The organism is Stenotrophomonas maltophilia (genome assembly GCF_002799245.1).
GTDB lineage: Bacteria > Pseudomonadota > Gammaproteobacteria > Xanthomonadales > Xanthomonadaceae > Stenotrophomonas > Stenotrophomonas maltophilia_S.
Genome location: NZ_NEQV01000004.1, coordinates 163,730 through 182,516 on the forward strand (window position 1 = coordinate 163,730; position 18,787 = coordinate 182,516).

At 68.1% G+C, this 18,787-nt stretch carries 15 protein-coding genes; 11 read left to right on the forward strand and 4 right to left on the reverse strand.

What is annotated here, in order from left to right:
• The first annotated feature begins 8 nt into the window (after positions 1 to 8).
• Both B9Y64_RS13045 and B9Y64_RS13050 read left to right on the forward strand, forming a co-directional pair.
• Positions 9 to 1,985, forward strand: coding sequence for a UvrD-helicase domain-containing protein (locus B9Y64_RS13045; RefSeq protein WP_100441072.1), 1,977 nt, complete (start codon positions 9 to 11; stop codon positions 1,983 to 1,985).
• A 284-nt stretch (positions 1,986 to 2,269) separates the two neighbouring features.
• Positions 2,270 to 2,794, forward strand: a complete 525-nt coding sequence (locus B9Y64_RS13050; RefSeq protein ID WP_100441073.1) for a GNAT family N-acetyltransferase — start codon at positions 2,270 to 2,272, stop codon at positions 2,792 to 2,794.
• 91 nt (positions 2,795 to 2,885) lie between these two features.
• Here B9Y64_RS13050 and B9Y64_RS13055 read toward each other — a convergent pair whose 3' ends face one another.
• Positions 2,886 to 3,539, reverse strand: a complete 654-nt coding sequence (locus tag B9Y64_RS13055; RefSeq protein ID WP_100441074.1) for a YceH family protein — start codon at positions 3,537 to 3,539, stop codon at positions 2,886 to 2,888.
• A 101-nt stretch (positions 3,540 to 3,640) separates the two neighbouring features.
• Here B9Y64_RS13055 and B9Y64_RS13060 point away from each other — a divergent pair, with 101 nt between their 5' ends.
• The 5 genes from B9Y64_RS13060 (at position 3,641) to plsB (ending at position 10,232) form a co-directional block, all read left to right on the forward strand.
• A complete protein-coding gene (locus B9Y64_RS13060) occupies positions 3,641 to 4,564 on the forward strand; it encodes a 5'-nucleotidase, lipoprotein e(P4) family (RefSeq protein ID WP_100441075.1) in 924 nt (307 codons plus the stop codon).
• Positions 4,561 to 5,286, forward strand: a complete 726-nt coding sequence (gene pyrF, locus B9Y64_RS13065; protein ID WP_100441076.1) for an orotidine-5'-phosphate decarboxylase — start codon at positions 4,561 to 4,563, stop codon at positions 5,284 to 5,286. The genes B9Y64_RS13060 and pyrF overlap by 4 nt, the downstream gene beginning before the upstream one ends.
• Positions 5,287 to 5,504: 218 nt before the next feature.
• Positions 5,505 to 6,326: a S1 family peptidase gene (locus B9Y64_RS13070; RefSeq protein ID WP_100441077.1), complete on the forward strand. Its 822-nt coding sequence runs from the start codon at positions 5,505 to 5,507 to the stop codon at positions 6,324 to 6,326.
• A 316-nt stretch (positions 6,327 to 6,642) separates the two neighbouring features.
• The gene (locus B9Y64_RS13075) at positions 6,643 to 7,596 is read left to right on the forward strand and encodes a hypothetical protein (RefSeq protein WP_100441078.1); all 954 of its coding nucleotides are present in this window, start codon (positions 6,643 to 6,645) and stop codon (positions 7,594 to 7,596) included.
• Complete coding sequence (gene plsB / locus B9Y64_RS13080; protein ID WP_100441079.1) at positions 7,596 to 10,232, forward strand: glycerol-3-phosphate 1-O-acyltransferase PlsB; 2,637 nt, start codon at positions 7,596 to 7,598, stop codon at positions 10,230 to 10,232. Before B9Y64_RS13075 ends, plsB begins: the two co-directional genes overlap by 1 nt.
• 100 nt (positions 10,233 to 10,332) lie before the next feature.
• Here the strand turns inward: plsB and B9Y64_RS13085 are convergent, their stop codons facing one another.
• Positions 10,333 to 10,536 carry a YdcH family protein gene (locus B9Y64_RS13085; RefSeq protein WP_004153435.1) on the reverse strand — a complete coding sequence of 68 codons (204 nt, stop codon included), beginning with the start codon at positions 10,534 to 10,536 and terminating at the stop codon, positions 10,333 to 10,335.
• A gap of 91 nt (positions 10,537 to 10,627) precedes the next feature.
• Here B9Y64_RS13085 and ttcA point away from each other — a divergent pair, with 91 nt between their 5' ends.
• The 3 genes from ttcA to B9Y64_RS13100 are packed head-to-tail and all read left to right on the forward strand — an operon-like array spanning position 10,628 to position 13,329.
• Positions 10,628 to 11,548 (forward strand): tRNA 2-thiocytidine(32) synthetase TtcA, encoded by a 921-nt coding sequence (gene ttcA / locus B9Y64_RS13090; protein WP_202909066.1) that lies wholly within the window; start codon positions 10,628 to 10,630, stop codon positions 11,546 to 11,548.
• Between the two features lie 36 nt (positions 11,549 to 11,584).
• Positions 11,585 to 12,490, forward strand: a complete 906-nt coding sequence (locus B9Y64_RS13095; protein ID WP_005411825.1) for a recombination-associated protein RdgC — start codon at positions 11,585 to 11,587, stop codon at positions 12,488 to 12,490.
• A 59-nt stretch (positions 12,491 to 12,549) separates the two neighbouring features.
• Positions 12,550 to 13,329 (forward strand): M48 family metallopeptidase, encoded by a 780-nt coding sequence (locus tag B9Y64_RS13100; RefSeq protein WP_100441081.1) that lies wholly within the window; start codon positions 12,550 to 12,552, stop codon positions 13,327 to 13,329.
• 532 nt (positions 13,330 to 13,861) lie between these two features.
• Here B9Y64_RS13100 and B9Y64_RS13105 read toward each other — a convergent pair.
• Positions 13,862 to 14,728 (reverse strand): methylglyoxal synthase, encoded by an 867-nt coding sequence (locus B9Y64_RS13105; protein WP_100441082.1) that lies wholly within the window; start codon positions 14,726 to 14,728, stop codon positions 13,862 to 13,864.
• A gap of 167 nt (positions 14,729 to 14,895) precedes the next feature.
• Between B9Y64_RS13105 and B9Y64_RS13110 the strand changes: the two genes are divergently transcribed.
• Positions 14,896 to 17,304 carry an ATP-binding protein gene (locus B9Y64_RS13110; RefSeq protein ID WP_100441083.1) on the forward strand — a complete coding sequence of 803 codons (2,409 nt, stop codon included), beginning with the start codon at positions 14,896 to 14,898 and terminating at the stop codon, positions 17,302 to 17,304.
• Here B9Y64_RS13110 and B9Y64_RS13115 read toward each other — a convergent pair.
• Complete coding sequence (locus B9Y64_RS13115; RefSeq protein WP_100441084.1) at positions 17,290 to 18,735, reverse strand: FAD-dependent oxidoreductase; 1,446 nt, start codon at positions 18,733 to 18,735, stop codon at positions 17,290 to 17,292. The two genes, B9Y64_RS13110 and B9Y64_RS13115, sit on opposite strands and share 15 nt — an antisense overlap.
• Between the last annotated feature and the right edge of the window lie 52 nt (positions 18,736 to 18,787).

An 18,787-nucleotide genomic window follows, 5' to 3' on the forward strand; every position in this document is an offset into this window, starting at 1 on the left:
CTGTCCCCATGCACGGTCTCAATCCTCCCCAAGCTGCCGCGGTCCTGCACATCGAAGGCCCGTTGCTGGTGCTCGCCGGTGCCGGCAGCGGCAAGACGCGCGTGATCGTGGAGAAGATCGCCCACCTGATCGGCTGTGGCCGCTACCCGGCCCGCCGCATCGCCGCGATCACCTTCACCAACAAGTCGGCCAAGGAAATGCGCGAGCGCGTGGCCAAGCGCCTGCGCGAGCAGGACGCCGACGAGGTGACCATCTGCACCTTCCATGCGCTGGGCCTGAAGTTCCTGCAGATCGAACATGCCGCCGTGGGCCTGAAGCGCGGCTTCTCGATCTTCGATGCCGATGATGCCGCCGCGCAGATCAAGGACCTGATGTACGGCGCCAAGCCCGATGACATCGAGGACATGAAGAACCTGGTGTCGCGCGCGAAGAATGCCGGGCTGTCGCCCGAGCAGGCGATGGCTGCCGCGCGCAGCAACCGTGAAAAGGAAGCGGCCAGCGTCTACGAGCGCTACCAGCTGCGGTTGACCGCGTTCAATGCGGTCGACTTCGACGACCTGATCCGCCTGCCGGTGCAGATCCTGGAAGAGAACCCGGAGATCGCCCTGGCCTGGCGCGAGCGCATCGGCTACCTGCTGGTGGACGAATGCCAGGACACCAACGACGCACAGTACCGCCTGCTCAAGCAGCTGGCCGGTGAGAAGGGCAATTTCACCTGCGTGGGCGACGATGACCAGTCGATCTACGCCTGGCGCGGCGCCAACCCGGAAAACCTGCAGCAGATGGGGCGCGACTACCCCACGCTGGAGATCATCAAGCTGGAGCAGAACTACCGCTGTTCCAACCGCGTGCTGCGCGCGGCCAATGCGCTGATCGCCAACAACCCGCACGAGCACCTGAAGAAGCTGTGGAGCGACCAGGCCGACGGCGAGCGGATCCGCGTGTGGGAATGCCGCAACAGCGAGCATGAAGCGGAAAAGGTTGCGGCCGAGATCGCCTTCGTGGCGCAGTCGCGCAACGTGCCGTGGAGCGATTTCTGCATCCTGTTCCGCGGCAACTTCCAGTCGCGCCCGCTGGAAAAGGCGATGCAGCTGCTGCGCATCCCCTACCACCTGACCGGCGGCACGATGTTCCTGGAGCGCCAGGAAGTGAAGGACACGCTGGCGTGGCTGCGCCTGCTGGTGAACCCGGACGACGACACCGCGTTCATGCGTGCGGTGCAGTCGCCCAAGCGCGATGTCGGTGCCGGCACGCTGGCCAAGCTGGCCGAGCTGGCGCAGGAAAAGGACATGCCGATGGCGCAGGCCGCCGAGGCGATCGGCGCCCTGCAGCAGTTGCCGCCGCGCGCGGCCAACAGCCTGGCGCGCTTCACCGACATCCTGCGCGACCTGCGCGCGCAGACCCGCCAGATCAGTTCCGGCGACATGATCCGCAAGGTGGCCAAGGAGTCGGGCCTGCTCAGCGAACTTCGCCAGCAGGCCAAGGAAGAGGCCAGTTACCAGCGCCGTGCCAACAACATCGAGGAACTGGCGCAGTGGTTCGAGGGTGGCCCGCGTGGTGCCACCGCCGCCGACCTGGCCGGCCAGCTGGCGCTGCTGTCGCGCAGCGACAAGGACGAGGGCGGCAACCAGGTGCGCATGATGACCATGCATGCCTCCAAGGGCCTGGAATTCCCGTACGTGTTCATCGTTGGCTGCGAGGACGGCGTGCTGCCGCACCAGGTCAGCCTGGACGAAGGCAATCTCCAGGAAGAGCGGCGCCTGCTGTATGTGGGCATCACCCGCGCCAAGATCCAGCTGTGGATGAGCTACAGCAAGCTGACCCGCAAGTTCGGCGAACACGTACGGCTGAAGCCGAGCCGCTTCTTCGAGGAGATTCCGGCCGAGGAGATCCAGCGCGATGGTGCTGACCCGGTGGCCGATGCGGCGCGCAAGAAGGAGCGGGCGACGGCGGGGTTGGCGGCGATCGAGGCGTTGTTCGATTGATCGGCGAACGGCGCAGCCCCTCGTGGCTGACAGTGGGTAGAGTCGACTGTCAGTCGACTGCCGTTGTGTGTTGGCCGGGTAGATGGGCTGCGCAGGGGACGCTGCAAGTACGTCCCTGTAAGCTCGGTCGCCGCACCCATGCGGCTCACGCCCCTGCGCAACCCATCTATCCGGCCTTGGAAAGGTTCCGTGCGCGCCAGCCACGGAAAAGAAAAAGAAGATCAAAGGCCACGGCAACAGCCGGGGGTTGAGGCAGAATCGGGGTTTCGGCTGGAGGTCTGCACGTGCATCCGATTGAAAGTGAACGCCTGCGCCTGCGTGCGATCGAGCCCGACCGCGATGCGCTGCCGATGCTGGCGCTGTTGAACGATCCAGGCTTCGTGCGCTTCATCGGTGACCGCGAGGTGCGCAGCGAGGAGCAGGCGCGGGAGTACATCGCGCTGCGGGTGCTGCACAGCTATGCGCTGAACGGGTTCGGCATGTATGCGATCGAGCGCTTGTCCGATGGTGCCTGGCTGGGCAACGCCGGGCTGGTGCGGCGTGATGGCCTGCCGGGGCCGGATATCGGTTACGCGATGCTGTCGGAGTTTGCCGGGCAGGGCTATGCCGGTGAGGCGGCGCGGGCGGTGTTCGCGCATGCACGCGGAGCGCTGGGCCTGCACGATCTGTATGGCATCACCGACCTGGACAATGTGGTGTCCGGAAAGATCCTGCTGGGGCTGGGCATGCAGGAACGCGGGGTGATCCAGCTGCCAGGCATTGAAACACCCAGCAGGTTGTTCGCTACCTTGGGTGCGGCCGAGGTCTGATCCCGGGCGGCTCGCGGCCTGGGGAGTGCCGGCCGCTGGCCGGCAAGCCTGTGGATCATGGATGCCGACCAACGGTCGGCACCCACCGCCCTCAGTTGCCGCGCAGTTCGGCCAGCTGTGCCTGCAGCTCGGCCACCGCGGCTTCCAGCTGGGCCACGCGCTCGGCCAGGCCAGGGTCGGCCGCATCGCTGCTGCCACCACTGCTGGCGTACTTCGCCGCCAGCGCCGCGCCGTCCACTTCGCCGCACAGCAGGTGCATGTAGCGGTCTTCGCGCTGGCCGCTGGCGCGCGGCAGCACCACCAGCAGCGCGCGCTGCTGCAGGCGATCGATGGCATGGCGGGCCTCGTCGGTGTCGGCGAAGCGGTGCAGGCGCTCGCTGCGCGTGACCAGCTCGCCCAGCGTCTGCGGCCCGCGCAGCAGCAGCAACGCCAGCAGCACGGTCTGCTGCCGGGTCAGGTCCAGCGCGGCCTGCAGGCGGTGCTCGTAGCGGTCCGCGCGCGAGGAGAAGTGCTGGCGGGCCAGGCCCAATGCCTCCAGCTGGCGCAGCGCGTGCTGCACGCTGCCGGCGTCCACGTTCATCACAGGCTCGCGGGCAGTCTTCTGGTTGGCCGCCGATTGGGCGGCGTTGACCGTCAGCGGGTAGGTGTCCGGGGTGGTCGCCTCCTTCTCCACCAGGCAGCCCAGCAGGCGGGCCTGCACGGGGTCGAGCAGGGGGACGTCGGGGGTCTGGGTGGAATCGGTCATGGCGGCTTCCGGAAGGGCAACGGGTCAACCACCAAGCATAGCCGTCCCAGGGCCGGCTTTGCCGGTAAAATGCGCCGGTATATCTGATTGCCGGTGAACCCATGCGTCGTCCCGTTTCCCTGTCCTTGACCCTGCTCGCCACCGCGGCGCTGGGCCTGTCTGCCTGCAAGCGCGTGGATGCGCCTGCCGCTGAAGCCGCTGCCCCGGAGGCCCCGGCCGCCGCCGCCAAGGCCAGTGGCGCACTTGATGCCACCGCCAACGACAATCTCAACGCGGTGCTGTGGATGCAGCGCGCGCAGGAGTACAAGGCGATCACCGAGCAGACCTACCGTGCCGCCGCCGATCACCTGGATGCGGCGCTGAAGGAAGCCCACTGGGACGCACTGGTGCCGGAAGAGCGCGGCAACGACGCCAAGGGCCTGAAGCCGGCCGTGGTGCTGGACGTGGACGAGACCGTGCTGGACAACTCGCCCTACCAGGCGCGCCTGGTGCGCGATGGCAAGGAATACGACGAGCTGACCTGGGACCAGTGGGTGGCCGAAAAGAAGGCCAAGGCGATCCCGGGCGTGGTTGATTTCGCCAAGGCCGCCAACGCCAAGGGCGTGACCCTGCTGTACATCTCCAACCGCGCCGTGCACCTGAAGGACGCGACCCTGGCCAACCTGCGCGAGCAGGGCCTGCCGGTGGCCGATGACAGCGTGTTCCTCGGCCTGGGTACGGTGGTGCCGGGCTGCGAGCAGAACGGCAGCGAGAAGAACTGCCGCCGTCGCCTGGCCGGGCAGAAGTACCGGGTGCTGATGCAGTTCGGCGACCAGCTGGGTGACTTCGTCGAAGTGACCGCCAACACCAACGACGGCCGCGACGCGCTGCTGCAGCAGTACCACGACTGGTTCGGTGAACGCTGGTGGATGCTGCCGAACCCGACCTACGGCGGCTTCGAACCGGCGCAGTTCAACAACGACTACAGCCAGTCCCGCCAGGCCCGCCACGACGCCAAGCGCGCTGCGCTGGACTACGCACCGTGAGCCGCGCACCGCTGCCGCTGCGCGATGACGAGCGCCTGATCTTCGCACTGGACGTGCCTGACCGCGCGCAGGCGCTGGAGTGGGTCGATCGCCTCGGCGACAGCGTGGCGTTCTACAAGATCGGCATGGAACTGCTCGCCTCCGGCGAGTACTTCCAGGTGCTCGATGAGCTGGCCCGCCGCGACAAGCGCGTGTTCGTCGACCTGAAGTTCTTCGACATCCCGGCCACCGCTGCGGCGGTGATCAAGCGCCTGTCGCAGTGGCCGGTCAGCTACGCCACCATCCATGGCTGGCATCCGGCCATGATGGAGGCCTGCGCGGCCGCCAACAGCGGCGACATGCGCCTGCTGGCGGTGACCGTGCTGACCTCGATGGGCCGCCCCGACCTGGCGCAGATGGGCATCGACCGCGAGCCGGTGGACGTGGTGGTCGAGCGCGCGCTGGCCGCCCAGGCAGCCGGCGTCGATGGCGTGATCGCCTCTGGCCAGGAAGCCGGCCCGATCCGTGCCGCCACCGGCAGCGGGTTCTCGATCGTCTGCCCGGGCATCCGCCCCGGTGGCCCGGTCGGCGATGACCAGAAACGTACCGTTGGCGTGGCGCAGGCCTTTGCCGATGGCGCCGATGCCATCGTGGTCGGACGCCCGATCCGCCTGGCGGCCGATCCGCAGGCCGCGGCGCGGGCAATCCAGCAGGAAATCGCGTCGGCTCTGGCTGCACGCTGAGCCCACCGCTGTCGGCGGTCACGCCGGCACCACGAACGCCATCCCGATCCATGCGGGATGGCGTTCGCATTTGTGGCTCTGCGCCTGTCGCACGCAGCGCCAGTCCCCAGAACTGTGCGCGTGTTCGCGCTGTGGGCTTCTCCACTGCTCCCCAATCGATGCTCCGGCACGGACCGCGGCCGCGCCGGTTCCAACCATCGATAGAGGAGTACAGGGATATGTATCGCAACACCTCTTTGTTCATCGGCCTGCTGTTGGCCGCGTCTGCCGTATCCGCCATTGCTGCGCCGCAGGTGCACGACGTGCCGCGCATCATCGGTGGCGAAGCGGCACCTGCTGGCGAGTACCCGTTCATGCTCAGCATCCAGCGCCTGTCCCTGGGTGACAGCGACCATGGCCGTCACTGGTGTGGCGCGACGCTGATCTCCCCTTCCTGGGTGCTTACCGCCTCGCACTGCGTGGAAGGCGATCGCCCTGGCGACCTGGCCGTGCTGGCGGGCAGCACCACGCTGTCCACCGAACCTTTGGCGCGTGCCTCCAACATCAGGGCGATCCACATGCATCCGGCCTACAGCAGCGGCAACTCGCTGGAGCACGACCTCGCCCTGATCCATCTCGGCACGCCCCTGGCCGATACCCCGCCGGTGACCCTGCGGCTGCGGCCCGACGCCAGCCATCTCAAGCCGGGCCGCGAATTCACCGTGATCGGCTGGGGTGATACCGACATCGGCGATGGCCGGATCTACCCGACCCAACTGCAGACCGCGCAGGTGCCGTTCGTTGCCTTCGCCGAATGCCAGCAGGCCTATGCTGGTGAATTGTCACGCGGCAAGGTCATCTGCGCCGGCCGCGAGGGTATCGACAGCTGCCAGGGGGATTCCGGCGGGCCGCTGCTGCTGCGCCTGCGCGATGGTTGGACCCAGTTCGGCATCGTCAGCTGGGGTGAGGGCTGCGCGCTGGCCGGCTACCCGGGTGTTTATGCCCGAATCGCCGAAAAACATGCCGTAGATTTCATCGAGGCGGTCTGGCAACGCGATTGATTCAATAAAATCAAATAGATACGCGTCATTACGTGAAGTGTTGCCTTAACTTGAGCGGCAGCGTAGGATCGCCGCCATCCGGTCCTCGGACCGGACATGTGCCACAACACTGTCCTCCGGCCTCGCGCCGGCTTGAAGAGCCTGTGATCCCCGTGATCCGGGCTCTTTTTTTAGCCGGCGGCAGCCCCGGGGCCGGATCCGTTCTGCCTGGGGCAGCAGGAATCTGACCCCGCTTGGCCGGAAACCGTGACGTCCCGGCTTGCCGCTGTCACGTCGCAGGCCGCAAGATGCGGACCGGTCCGGGGAGTCCGATTGCATGAGCGTGGCGGTGCGAGGAAGGTCTGCGCGTGGATGGGGGCTGGCGGCCATGCTGCTGCTGGCCGTGGCGGCGTGCCGCGAGTCTGCCAACGATCCGGCCAGGCCGGCGGCCGAGCCGGTGGCTGCGGTACAGGCGATGGCGTTGCGCCTGGCCGAAGATGATCTGGTCAGCTACGCAAAGCTGTCGGTACCGCCGGGCCAGTACCAGCGCCTGCAGCAGGCCTGGGCTGAGGGCCACAGCCAGTGGCCGCTGACCGAACTGCCGCTGGGTGACCAGCTGCTGCCGATGCTGGCCGCGCTGCGCAAGCCTGATGCCAGCACCGAACTGCAGCGCAGCTTCGATCGCCAGCTGGCCGGCCAGGCCAGCGCCGTGCGCCAGGCCGCGCAGTCGATGGGCAACTTCGGTGTGCAGTACCTGCGCCACCAGAAGGGCTACACGCCGGGCCAGCAGGCCCACTACATCGCCCTGGTCGAGACCCTGGCGGTGTGGGCGCAGGGCGCACCGATCAGTGACCGTGCCCGTGCGCGCAGCACCATTGCCGCGCTGGTCGGCGCGGCCGGCAAGGTCGGCTTCGATGACGAAGCCGGCCTGCAGGCTGCCGGCATGGAAGGCAGCCTGCAGCAGCTGGCGCCGTTCATCCACACCCTCAAGGCGGTGCTCGGCAGTTACGGGCTGGGCGTGGACGACGCGCTGCGCAGCATGCGTGGCGAGCTGCTCTCGGTGGAGGGCGACAATGCGCTGGTGCGCCTGCACTACGACCTGGCCGGCCGCGAGATGACCCTGCAGCTGCCCCTGAGCCGGCGCGAGGGCCACTGGTACCTGACCCGTACCCTGGCCGATACCGACGCGCTGCTGCGCAGGGCCGACGCGGCCCGCGCTGCTGCATCGCCGGCACCGGCTGAAGCCCCCGCCGAGGGTGGGGAAGCGGCAACGCCGCCGCCTAAGCCATAATGGCGCCGATGTCGAAACAGAACCCGCTGCCGTTCCCCGGCGAAGAATCCCAGTCGACGCCCGCCGATACGGTGCCGGCGTCCCCCTCGACCGGTACCGGCCCGAATCCGGTACCGCCGCCCGCGCACGCGCGTCCGGCCGGACGCCGCCCGCTGTGGGCGCGCCTGCTCGGCCGCCTGGTCGAGCCGTGGCTGTCGCTGAAGATCGAACCGGAAGACCCGGGCCAGTACAACGATGGCCGCCCGGTCATGTACGTGCTGGAAGACTACGGCCTGTCCAACGCGCTGATCCTGGACAAGGCCTGCCGCCAGGCCGGCCTGCCGTCGCCGCTGGTGCCGCTGGCCGGTGACCCGACCGGCCGCAAGCGCGCTTACCTGGCGTTGTCGCGGCGCAGCTCCAGCAACTCGCTGATTCCCGAACAGCGCGGCGCCAAGACCCACTCCGATTCGCTGGCGAAGGTCCTGCAGGCCCACCGCGTGCGCGATGACCTGGACGTGCACCTGGTGCCGGTGTCGATCTTCGTCGGCCGCGCGCCGGACAAGCAGAGCGGCTGGTTCGCGGTGCTGTTCTCGGAAAACTGGGCGCTGGTCGGCCGCTTCCGCCGCCTGCTGGCGGTGCTGCTCAACGGCCGCAGCACCATCGTCCGCTTCGCCCCGCCGATCTCGCTGCGCAGCACCGTGGACGAAGGCCTGGAGCCGGAACGCACGGTGCGCAAGCTGCAGCGCGTGCTGCGCACCCATTTCCGCCGCATCCGTGAATCGGTGATCGGCCCGGACCTGTCGACCCGGCGCCTGCTGGTGGACCAGGTGCTGGCCGCCGAACCGGTCCGCGAAGCGATCGCCTCGCAGGCCAAACGCGACAACTCGAAGCCGGCCGATGCCTGGAAGAAGGCGCATGCCTACGCCTGGGAAATCGCTGCGGACTACTCCAGCCCGGTGGTGCGCTCGGCCAGCTTCATGCTCAGCCACGTGTGGAACCGCATCTATGCGGGCGTGCTGGTGCACCACCTGGACAAGTTCAAGGCCGCCGCGCCGGGCCATGAAGTGGTCTACGTGCCGAGCCACCGCAGCCACATGGACTACCTGCTGCTGTCCTACCTGTTGTACGACCGTGGCATCGTGCCGCCGCACATCGTGGCTGGCATCAACCTGAACCTGCCGGTGGTCGGCACCCTGCTGCGCAAGGGGGGGGCGTTCTTCATCCGCCGCTCGATCCGCGGCAACGCACTGTATTCGGCGGTGCTCAGTGAGTACGTCGCGCAGCTGGTGGCCGGTGGCTACTCGCTGGAGTACTTCGTCGAAGGCGGCCGCTCGCGCACCGGCCGGCTGCTGCAGCCCAAGGGCGGCATGATCTCGATGACGCTGCGTGCGTTCCTGCGCCAGCCGCGCAAGCCGGTGCTGTTCCAGCCCATCTACATCGGCTACGAGAAGCTGATGGAAGGCGGCAGCTACCTGGACGAACTGTCCGGCCGGCCGAAGGAAAAGGAATCGATCTGGTCGCTGCTGTGGGGCATCCCGAAGGTGCTCAAGCAGAACTACGGCCAGGTGGTGGTGAACTTCGGCGAGCCGATCGCGCTGAACGACGTGCTGGCCGAGAAGGCGCCGGAGTGGAAGGGCGAGGCGGTGTCCGAGGACGAGAAGCCGGCCTGGCTGTCGACCACGGTGGATACGCTGGCCGAACGCATCCAGGTGCGCATCAACGGTGCCGCCGACGTCAACCCGATCAACCTGCTGGCCCTGGCCCTGCTGTCCACGCCGAAGCACGCGATGGGCGAGGCCGACCTGATCGCGCAGATCGAGCTGTGCAAGACCCTGCTGGTCGAGATGCCGTATTCGGACCGGGTGACGGTGACCCCGCACTCGCCGGAGCGGATCATCGCGCACGCCGAGGAAATCAACGTCCTTACCCGCATCAGGCATCCGCTGGGCGATGTGCTCAGCGTCAGTGGCGACACTGCGGTGCTGCTCAGCTACTTCCGCAACAACGTGGTGCACCTGTTCACCGCCTCGTCGTGGGTGGCCTGCTGCTTCCAGAACAACCGCCGCATGAGCCGCACCGGACTGGTCCAGCTGGGCCGCACGGTCTACCCGTTCCTGCAGGCCGAGCTGTTCCTGCCGTGGAGCGAGGACGAGTTCGCGCAGCGTATCGACCGGACCATCGACGTGTTCGTGCGCGAAGGCCTGCTGCAGAACGTCAATGATGACGACGGCGGCATCCTGGCACGCAACACCGGGCAGACCGACGAGGTGTTCCGCCTGCGTGCGATCGGCCATTCGTTGCAGCAGGCGTTCGAGCGCTACTACATCGCCATCTCGGTGCTGGTGAAGAACGGCCCCGGCGTGCTCGGCGCCGCCGAGCTGGAAAGCCTGTGCCAGCAGGCCGCGCAGCGGCTGAGCCTGCTGTACGCACCGGCGGCGCCGGAGTTCTTCGACAAGGCCCTGTTCCGCGGCTTCATCCAGAAGTTGCGCGAACTGCGCCTGGTGTGGCCGGACGAAAACAGCAAGCTGCTGTTCGACGAGCGCCTGGATGCCTGGGCCAAGGATGCCAAGTTCATCCTGGGCCGGGAGCTGCGCCACACCATCGAGCGGGTCAGCCCGGAAGCGGCTCGCCCGGACGAGCCTGCGCCGCAGGATTGAAGGCGGCGCCGGGCCATGCACGGCCAATGGCATGCCAACCAGGGTTGGCATCTACCGAGGGCAGGATGCCAACCAAGGTTGGCACCCACCGGGACCGGCTTTACGCCGGCTCGTCGGGAATCTGCAGGCTTTCCAGCCTGGCGATGCAGTCCTTCAGCTGAAGCTTGCGTCGCTTCAGGCGCTTGGATTCCAGTTCGTCCTCGCCATTGGCGGCCATGCGGGTGATCTGTTCATCCAGCAGGCGGTGCTCGGCGCGCAGGGCGGCGAGGTGTTCGACGATCTCGGCGGGGCTGTAGGTGTCCACAGCCTCCGAGCATACACAGCGATGATGACTGCCGGGAGAGGGGAACCCCGACCCCCGGCCGGGGCGGCTCCGAGCCGTTAGAATGGAACCCATGAGTGCCGTGATTTCCCTTCCCGATCCCCCGCCGCGCGCCACCCGCGATCCGCGCGTGGCCGAGCGCGAGCAGCACAAGCTGGCCAAGCGCCTGCGCCGCCAGGTTGGCGAGGCGATTGCCGACTTCGGCATGATCGAGGCCGGCGACAAGGTGATGGTCTGCCTGTCCGGCGGCAAGGACAGCTACACCCTGCTGGACGTGCTGCTGCAGCTGCAGAAGAAGGCGCCGGTGCCGTTCGAGCTGGTGGCGGTGAACCTGGACCAGAAGCAGCCGGGTTTTCCCGAGCACATCCTGCCGGAGTACCTGGCCGGGCTGGGCGTGCCGTACCACATCATCGAGCAGGACACCTATTCGGTGGTCAGCCGGGTCATCCCGGAGGGCAAGACCATGTGCTCGCTGTGCTCGCGCCTGCGTCGTGGCGCGCTGTACAACTACGCCGAGACCCATGGCTTCACCAAGATCGCGCTGGGCCACCACCGCGACGACATGGTGGCCACGTTCTTCATGAACCTGTTCCACCACGCCAAGCTGTCGGGCATGCCGCCGAAGCTGCGCAGCGATGACGGCAGGCACGTGGTGATCCGGCCACTGGCCTACGTGCGCGAGAACGACATCGTCGAGTACGCGCAGGCACGCCAGTTCCCGATCATTCCCTGCAACCTGTGCGGCAGCCAGGAGAACCTGCAGCGCCGCCAGGTCGGCCTGATGCTCAAGCAGTGGGAAAAGGACCACCCGGGGCGCATCGAGCAGATCGCGCGCGCCATGGGTGAAGTCCGGCCCTCGCAGCTGGCCGACACCACCCTGTTCGACTTCATGGCGCTGGGCCGTCGCGACGACGCGCCGCTGCCTGACGCCCATGCCTGGCTGGCCGGTTCCCCGGCCGACGCCGATGCAGATCCCGAGACGCCCACCGTTTAAGGTCGGTCGCCCTTCCCCTTTGCCATCCGGAATTCCATGTTCTTTCGCAACCTGACGTTCTTCCGTTTCCCGACCACCACCGATTTTTCCGAAGTCGACACCCTGCTGCCGCACGCCCTGCTGAAGCCGGTCGGCGCGCTGGAAATGAACTCGCGCGGCTTCATCTCGCCGTTCGGCCGCGAGGAGAAGGAACTGCTGTCCCACCGTATCGCCGAGCACCTGTGGCTGACCGTGGGTGGCGAGGACAAGATCCTGCCGGCGGCGGTGGTCAACGACCTGCTTGAGCGCAAGCTGGAGGAGATCGAGGAGAAGGAAGGCCGCCGCCCGGGTGGCCGCGAGCGCAAGCGCATGAAGGACGACCTGCTGCATGAACTGCTGCCGCGCGCCTTCGTGAAGTCCTCGCGCAACGACGCCTTCATCGACCTGCAGCACGGCTACGTGGCGGTGGATACCTCCAGCCGCAAGACCGGCGAGTACTTCATGTCCGACATCCGCGGGCTGCTCGGCAGCTTCCCGGCGATGCCGCTGAACGCCGAAGTCGCGCCGCGCTCGATCCTGACCGGCTGGATCGCCGGCGAGCCGCTGCCGACCGGGCTGAGCCTGGGCGAAGAGTGCGAGATGAAGGATCCGGTGGAAGGCGGTGCGGTGGTCAAGTGCCAGCACCAGGAACTGCGCTGCGACGAGATCGACAAGCACCTGGACGCCGGCAAGCAGGTGACCAAGCTGGCGCTGATCTTCGAGGACAACCTGTCCTTCGTGATCGGCGACGACCTGATCGTGCGCAAGCTGAAGTTCCTCGACGGTGCCCTGGACCAGCTGGAGCATGCCGACGAAGACGGCCGCCGTGCCGAATTCGATGCCCGCTTCGCCCTGCAGAGCGCCGAGATCCGCCGCCTGTTCCTGTTGCTGGAAGAAGCCTTCAAGCTCAGCAAGGCTGACTGAACAGGCACACCGTGGGCCGCCGGTCATCCAGCGGCCCGAAGCGGCGCTATGCTTGCTGCATGAGCCGCCTGCTGCGCCGCCTGATCTCGCCGACCCCGCCCGCCACCGTGCAGCGCGACACCGTTCGCCTGCGCCTGGAGGATGCCGAGATCGAGGTACTGCGTGTGCGCGATCCGCGTGCACGCCGGATCAAGTTGAGCGTGGACGAGCGTGGTGCACGCTTGACCCTGCCGCTGCGGGCCAGCCTGGTGATGGGCGAGCGGTTCCTGGAACAGCACCGCGACTGGTTGGCGCTGCAGCTGCGCCAGTACCAGGGCCAGGGCCTGCCGGCCCCGCTGCAGCCCGGCGAAGACGGCGTGCTGCCACTGCGCGGCGAACTGTTGCCGCTGCGCTGGCAGCAAGGCCGCTACGCGCGGCTGGAGATCGACGAACACGGGGCCTGCGTGCAGTGGCCGACCCGGGGCGGCGATGCCACCCTGCGCCGCCTGCTGCGCGAGTTCTACGAAGCCCAGACCCGCGCCGATGTCGGCCGCTGGCTGCCGAAGTACCTGCCCACGCTGCCACGCGCACCCAGCCGCCTGCGGCTGAAGGTGATGTCCTCGCAGTGGGGTTCGCTGGCCCCCGATGGCAGCATGGCACTGGACCTGGCACTGGTGCTGGGCCGCTCCGAAGCGTTCGAGTACGTGCTGGTGCACGAGCTCTGCCATCTGATCCAGCCGAATCACTCGCCCGCGTTCTGGCATGAAGTGGAACAACGCTTCCCCGCCTGGCGCGAACAGCGCGACTACTTCCAACTGGAAGGGCGCAGGCTGAAGGCGATGCTGCACCAGCTCCTGTAGAGCCGAGCCCATGCTCGGCTGCCGCGCACAGTGCGGATATCGAGCCACCGCGACCAGGAGCAGCCGAGCATGGCTCGGCTCTACTGAAGCGCGCACTCCGTGGTGGGCCCATGTGGCCGGTCCGTTGTAGAGCCGAGCCCATGCTCGGCTGCCGCGCACAGCGCGGATATCGAGCCACCGCGACCAGGAGCAGCCGAGCATGGCTCGGCTCTACTGAAGCGCGTACTCCGTGGTGGGCCCATGTGGCCGGTCCGTTGTAGAGCCGAGCCCATGCTCGGCTGCCGCGCACAGTGCGGATATCGAGCCACCGCGACCAGGAGCAGCCGAGCATGGCTCGGCTCTACTGAAGCGCGCACTCCGTGGTGGGCCGATGTGGCCGGGCCGTTGTAGAGCCGAGCCCATGCTCGGCTGCCGCGCACAGTGCGGATATCGAGCCACCGCGACCAGGAGCAGCCGAGCATGGCTCGGCTCTACTGAAGCGCGCACTCCGTGGTGGGCCCACCACGAGGGGCTCGGTCGTTGGCCGAAACCCTCAACCCGCCCGCAACGCCGCCGCCGCCGCCCAGCGTGCCGCCACCCGCGGCGCCGTGATGCACACCGCCTGGTCGGTCACCGTTGTCACCGCGCGCTCCAGCAGCTGGATATCGGCCTCGTGCTGGCGTGCCACATGCGGGTCCTCGAAGAAGATCGCGCGCTGGCAGCGCCCCTCCAGCACCTGGTCGGCAATCTGTGCATCACCGCCCATCGGGCCGCTCTGGTAACGCGTCACCCACGGTGTATCGCTGGGCCAGCCACGGCTCCAGGCCAGCTCGTTCAAGCGTTGGCCGGTGGTGCCGGTAGCAACGCGTTGGCCAAACCGTGCCAATACGTCGAAGTGCTCATCGGCAAAGGCCAGCATCGCCGGCTTCATCGCATCATGCGCGATCAGCGCCAGCGTCTGTTCCTGGAAGGCATGCAGGTCGTCGGCACCGGTATCGGCAGCCAGTCCGGCGTGGATGCGCTCGACCTCGACCCAGTCACGCGCGGTGGCCACGGTTGAAATGAACGGCTTGCCGTGGATCACGCACTGCCGCTTGAGCGCGGTTGCCTCCGGAAACACCGAGGAAGGATCGACCGGGTCGATCAGGTAGATCGCACCGTCCAGTGTCCGCTCCGACCCCATGCCGACCACTTCGGCCACCAGCTTCATCAGGCCACCCTCGCGCCCGTAGGGATACCGGTGCAGGCCGCCGTAGCCGGCCAGGAATCCCTGCCGTTCGATCGCATCGTGGGTGCGCCCGACCGCATGCAGCGACACCCCCAGTTCACGCAGGCCCGCCTCGCTGGCACGCAGCCAACGGAACAGCGCGGCACGCGCATCGTGGTGATGGAGACGGTTGGCGGCCAGGCCGATACGCATCGAGCGCTCCAGTGGAACGGGTAGAAGCGGCAGTGTATGTCGGCATTCGCCGATGCGGATGTTTTTTCAATTTTTTTCGTTGTCGCAGAAGCCTGCCTCGCTAGCGTGACTGGCAGCGGTACCGCTGCGCGGCCGTGGTTCCTGCCCGCGAAATGAGGACGTCTACTGTGAATGTCGCCGGCCGCCGCGCCGTGGCCGCGGTCATGGCATCGCTGCTGTTGCCCGGCATCGCCGCTGCGTCCGGCTGCGCGAGCCCCCCGCAGGTGGCATGGCGCTCCGACCGGCCGCCGTTGTCATACAGCCTGCAGGGCGAGGTTGCGGGTCTGGCCGCCATCTATCTGCCGCTGTTGGGCACGCAGGCGGCGCAGAATGCAAAGCCGTTGCCCGCTGCGGTGCTCACTGATGGCTCGCTGCCGGCTGGCACCCAGGTGCTGCTGGGCTGGCCGCGCGCGCAGCTGCCGGCCGGCTGGGTGGCCAGCAGGGCCTACATGGAAGTGCCGCAGGTGATCGTGCGGCGCGAGGGCGCCGCTGCGGTGCTGGGGCTGGAGGACCTGCGTGGCCGCAGCGTGGCCAGCCCGGACCGGCTGCCGCTGGCTGCATTGCTGGCCGAGCAGGCCCCGGGAGCGCAGCTGCTGGCACCTGCGCCGCTGGACCACGCACTGTCACTGCTGCGCGCCGGGCTGGTCGATGCCGTGGTCGCCAATCTTGCCGAAGTCGAAGCCGCGCTCCGCGCGGAGCCGGGCGACGCTCTGGTGATCGCAGCGCCCGCTGGCTTCGGCGATGCACTGGTGCTGGCAGCCGTGCCGGGCTGTGCCGAGGTGGTCGCTGCGTTCGATCGGCAGCTCGTGCAGGAGGGCGATGCGCATCGCGCGTCGGACCGCAGCGCCTGGCTGCCGGACCTGCCACGTACGCGGTCCACCGGTTCGGTATTGCGCTGGCTGGTGCCGGTGTCGCTGATCCTGCTCGCGCTGGTGCTGCTGCATGCCTTGGGTTACTGGCGCGTGCATCGCGAGAGCGTGCGTCGACGGGTGCTGGAGCAGCGGTTGCACGAGGTCACCGCGAACCTGCCGGCGGTGGTCTACCAGGTGCGCCGCTCGGCAACCGGCCACTACAGCCTGGTGCAGATCGCCGGCGACGTGCAGGCATTGTTCGGGGTAGGGAAGGAGGCCACGCGGATCGACCATCTGCAGCTGTTGGCTGCGGTGCATGCCGATGATCGCAGCCGGGTGATGGCGAGCATCGAAGCGGCTGCGCTCGTGCGCGGTCCGATCGACGTCACCTTCCGCACCCGGTCAGCGCAGGGCTGGCGCTGGGTCCGTTCGCAGGGGCGACCTCTGCCCTGCGATGACAGCAGCATGGAGTGGAGCGGCTACTGGATGGATGTCAGCGAAGCACAGGCGCGTGCAACGGCGCTGGCCGAGGCGCGTCGTGGGGCGGAGCAGGCGGCGCTGGCCAAGAGCCATTTCCTGGCGACCATGAGCCACGAGATACGCACACCGATGAGCACCCTGCTGGGCATGCTGGAGCGGCTGGCTGGCAGTGACCTGGATGCGGGCCAGCGACAGGTGTTGACCACCGTCGGTGACGCAGCGCAGATGCTGCGGCAGATCCTCGACGATGTGCTGCACAGCCAGCGCCTGCAGCCAGCGCCACTGCAGCTGCGGCCGACCGACCTGGCGGCCCTGGTGTGCGCGGTGCAGCAGCTGTTGATGCCGGTTGCGGCCAGCCGCGGGCTGCACCTGCACAGCGAGATCGACCCGGCGTTGCAGGCCTGGTCGCTGGCCGATGGCCTGCGCCTGCGGCAGGTCCTGTTCAACCTGGCCGGCAATGCACTCAAATTCACCTTGCAGGGAAGCGTGGTGTTGCAGGTCCACGTGGTGCAGCAGCGCGATGGCGGCCAGCGGTTGCGCCTGCAGGTGACCGATACGGGCGTGGGCATCAGCATGGAGCGGCAGCAGGCGGTGTTCGCCGCCTACGAACAGGCCGAGACCTCGACCACGCGCCGCTTCGGTGGCAGCGGTCTGGGCCTTGCGATCTGCCGCGAGCTGGCGGCATCGATGGGCGGACACCTGCACCTGCGCAGCGCGCCGGGCGAGGGCACCACGGCATGGCTGGAGCTGGATCTGGCGGCCTGTGCCGCACCTGTGGCGGTACCGGCGCTCACGATGGCGACGCAACGAGCGCTGCCGCCAGCGCGGCTGCTGGTTGCCGAAGACCATCCGACCAACCTGCAGTTGCTGGAGCAACGCCTGTGCGAGCTGGGGCTGCAGGTGCACGTCTGTGGCGACGGGCTGCAGGCATGGGAGGCCTGGCAGGTGCAGCCGTTCGACCTGGTGATCACCGACTGCCATATGCCGCACATGGACGGCTTCGCGCTGGCACGCGCGATCCGTAGCGACACCTGCACTGCCCGTGCGCAGGTGCCGATCATCGCGCTGACCGCCAGCGTGCTGGAGCGCACGCGCGAGGCCTGCCGTGATGCGGGCATCGACCACTTCCTGGCCAAGCCGGTGGAGGCGCGCGAACTGCGCGCGCTGCTGGAAAAGCTGTTGCTGCCGGACTCAGTGCGCCAGTAGGCGGACGATGCTGGCCGCGGCATCGCGGCCTTCGGCCACGGCGGTCACCACCAGATCGGCACCGCGTACCGCGTCGCCACCGGCGAACAGGCGCGCATGCGCGGTCTGGAACGGCAGGCGGCCCTTGCCACCGGCGAGGATGCGGCCGTTGGACTGGCCCTCCACACCCAGTTCTGCCAGCCACGCCGGCACGCTCGGCGAGAAGCCGAAGGCGATGATCACCACGTCCGCCTCCAGCAGCGATTCGCTGCCTTCGATCGGCACGGCGTTCTGGCGGCCATTGGCATCGGGCTCACCCAGCCGGGTTTCGACCACGGTCACGCCGATCACTTCATCGTCGGCGCCGGCTTCGATCGACAGCGGCTGGCGGTTGAACAGGAAGCGCACGCCTTCCTCGCGCGCATTGGCCACTTCGCGCGCGCTGCCGGGCATGTTGGCTTCGTCGCGGCGGTAGGCACAGGTGACCTTGGCCGCGCCCAGGCGCACCGCGCTGCGCACGCAGTCCATGCCGGTGTCACCGCCACCGAGCACCACCACGCGCTTGCCGTTGAGGTCGGGCAGGGCGATGGTGTCCTCCCAGCCGGCAATCGGCCGGCCCTTCGGATCGTCGCCGCCGACGATGCGGCTGTTCTGCACCAGGAACGGCAGGGCCGGCAGCACGCCTTTCAGGTCCTGGCCATCGAGGCCACCATCGGTGTAGCGGTAGGCGCCGGTGCCGACGAACACCGCATCGTGGGTATCCAGCAGCTGCTGCACGCTGACGTCACGGCCGATCTCCACGCCGAGGCGGAACTGCACGCCCATGCCCTCCAGCACTTCGCGGCGGCGATGGATCACCTCCTTGTCCAGCTTGAAACTGGGAATGCCGAACTGCAGCAGGCCGCCGATCTGCTCGTAGCGGTCGTAGACCACGGCGGCAATGCCGGAGCGGGCCAGGCGGTCGGCGCAGGCCAGGCCGGCCGGACCGGCGCCGATCACCGCCACGCTGTGGCCGGTCGGCTGCACCGCGCCCAGGTCCGGGCGCCAGCCCGTGGCCAGAGCGGTATCGACGATGTACTTCTCCACTGCGCCGATGGTGACTGCACCGAATTCCTCCAGCGTGCAGCTGCCTTCGCACAGCCGATCCTGCGGGCAGACCCGGCCGCATACTTCCGGCAGCGGGTTGGTGCTGTGGCACAGCGTGGCCGCTTCGTGGATGCGGTTTTCCTGCACCAGCTGCAGCCACTGCGGGATGGCGTTGTGCACCGGGCATTTCCAGCTGCAGTACGGGTTGCCGCAGTCCAGACAGCGGCCGGCCTGGTACTGGGCGTCTTCCTTGCCGAACTTGCCATACAGCTCGCCCCAGTCGCCCGAGGTGCGCAGTTCCACCGGGATGCGCTGCGGCATGGTGCGGGGCAGGTCGAGGAACTGGAAGGCGTGCTTGCGGCTCATGGCGGGCTCTATGGTGTTTTCCGGGTGCCGGCCAGCGGCCGGCACGACAGCG

Coding starts and splice junctions, on each gene's coding strand:
- B9Y64_RS13045 (WP_100441072.1), top strand. CDS start 9: ATGCACGGTCTCAATCCTCCCCAAGCTGCCGCGGTCCTGCACATCGAA.
- B9Y64_RS13055 (WP_100441074.1), bottom strand. CDS start 3,539: ATGACCGATTCCACCCAGACCCCCGACGTCCCCCTGCTCGACCCCGTG.
- B9Y64_RS13060 (WP_100441075.1), top strand. CDS start 3,641: ATGCGTCGTCCCGTTTCCCTGTCCTTGACCCTGCTCGCCACCGCGGCG.
- B9Y64_RS13070 (WP_100441077.1), top strand. CDS start 5,505: ATGTATCGCAACACCTCTTTGTTCATCGGCCTGCTGTTGGCCGCGTCT.
- B9Y64_RS13075 (WP_100441078.1), top strand. CDS start 6,643: ATGAGCGTGGCGGTGCGAGGAAGGTCTGCGCGTGGATGGGGGCTGGCG.
- plsB (WP_100441079.1), top strand. CDS start 7,596: ATGGCGCCGATGTCGAAACAGAACCCGCTGCCGTTCCCCGGCGAAGAA.
- ttcA (WP_202909066.1), top strand. CDS start 10,628: ATGAGTGCCGTGATTTCCCTTCCCGATCCCCCGCCGCGCGCCACCCGC.
- B9Y64_RS13095 (WP_005411825.1), top strand. CDS start 11,585: ATGTTCTTTCGCAACCTGACGTTCTTCCGTTTCCCGACCACCACCGAT.
- B9Y64_RS13100 (WP_100441081.1), top strand. CDS start 12,550: ATGAGCCGCCTGCTGCGCCGCCTGATCTCGCCGACCCCGCCCGCCACC.
- B9Y64_RS13105 (WP_100441082.1), bottom strand. CDS start 14,728: ATGCGTATCGGCCTGGCCGCCAACCGTCTCCATCACCACGATGCGCGT.
- B9Y64_RS13115 (WP_100441084.1), bottom strand. CDS start 18,735: ATGAGCCGCAAGCACGCCTTCCAGTTCCTCGACCTGCCCCGCACCATG.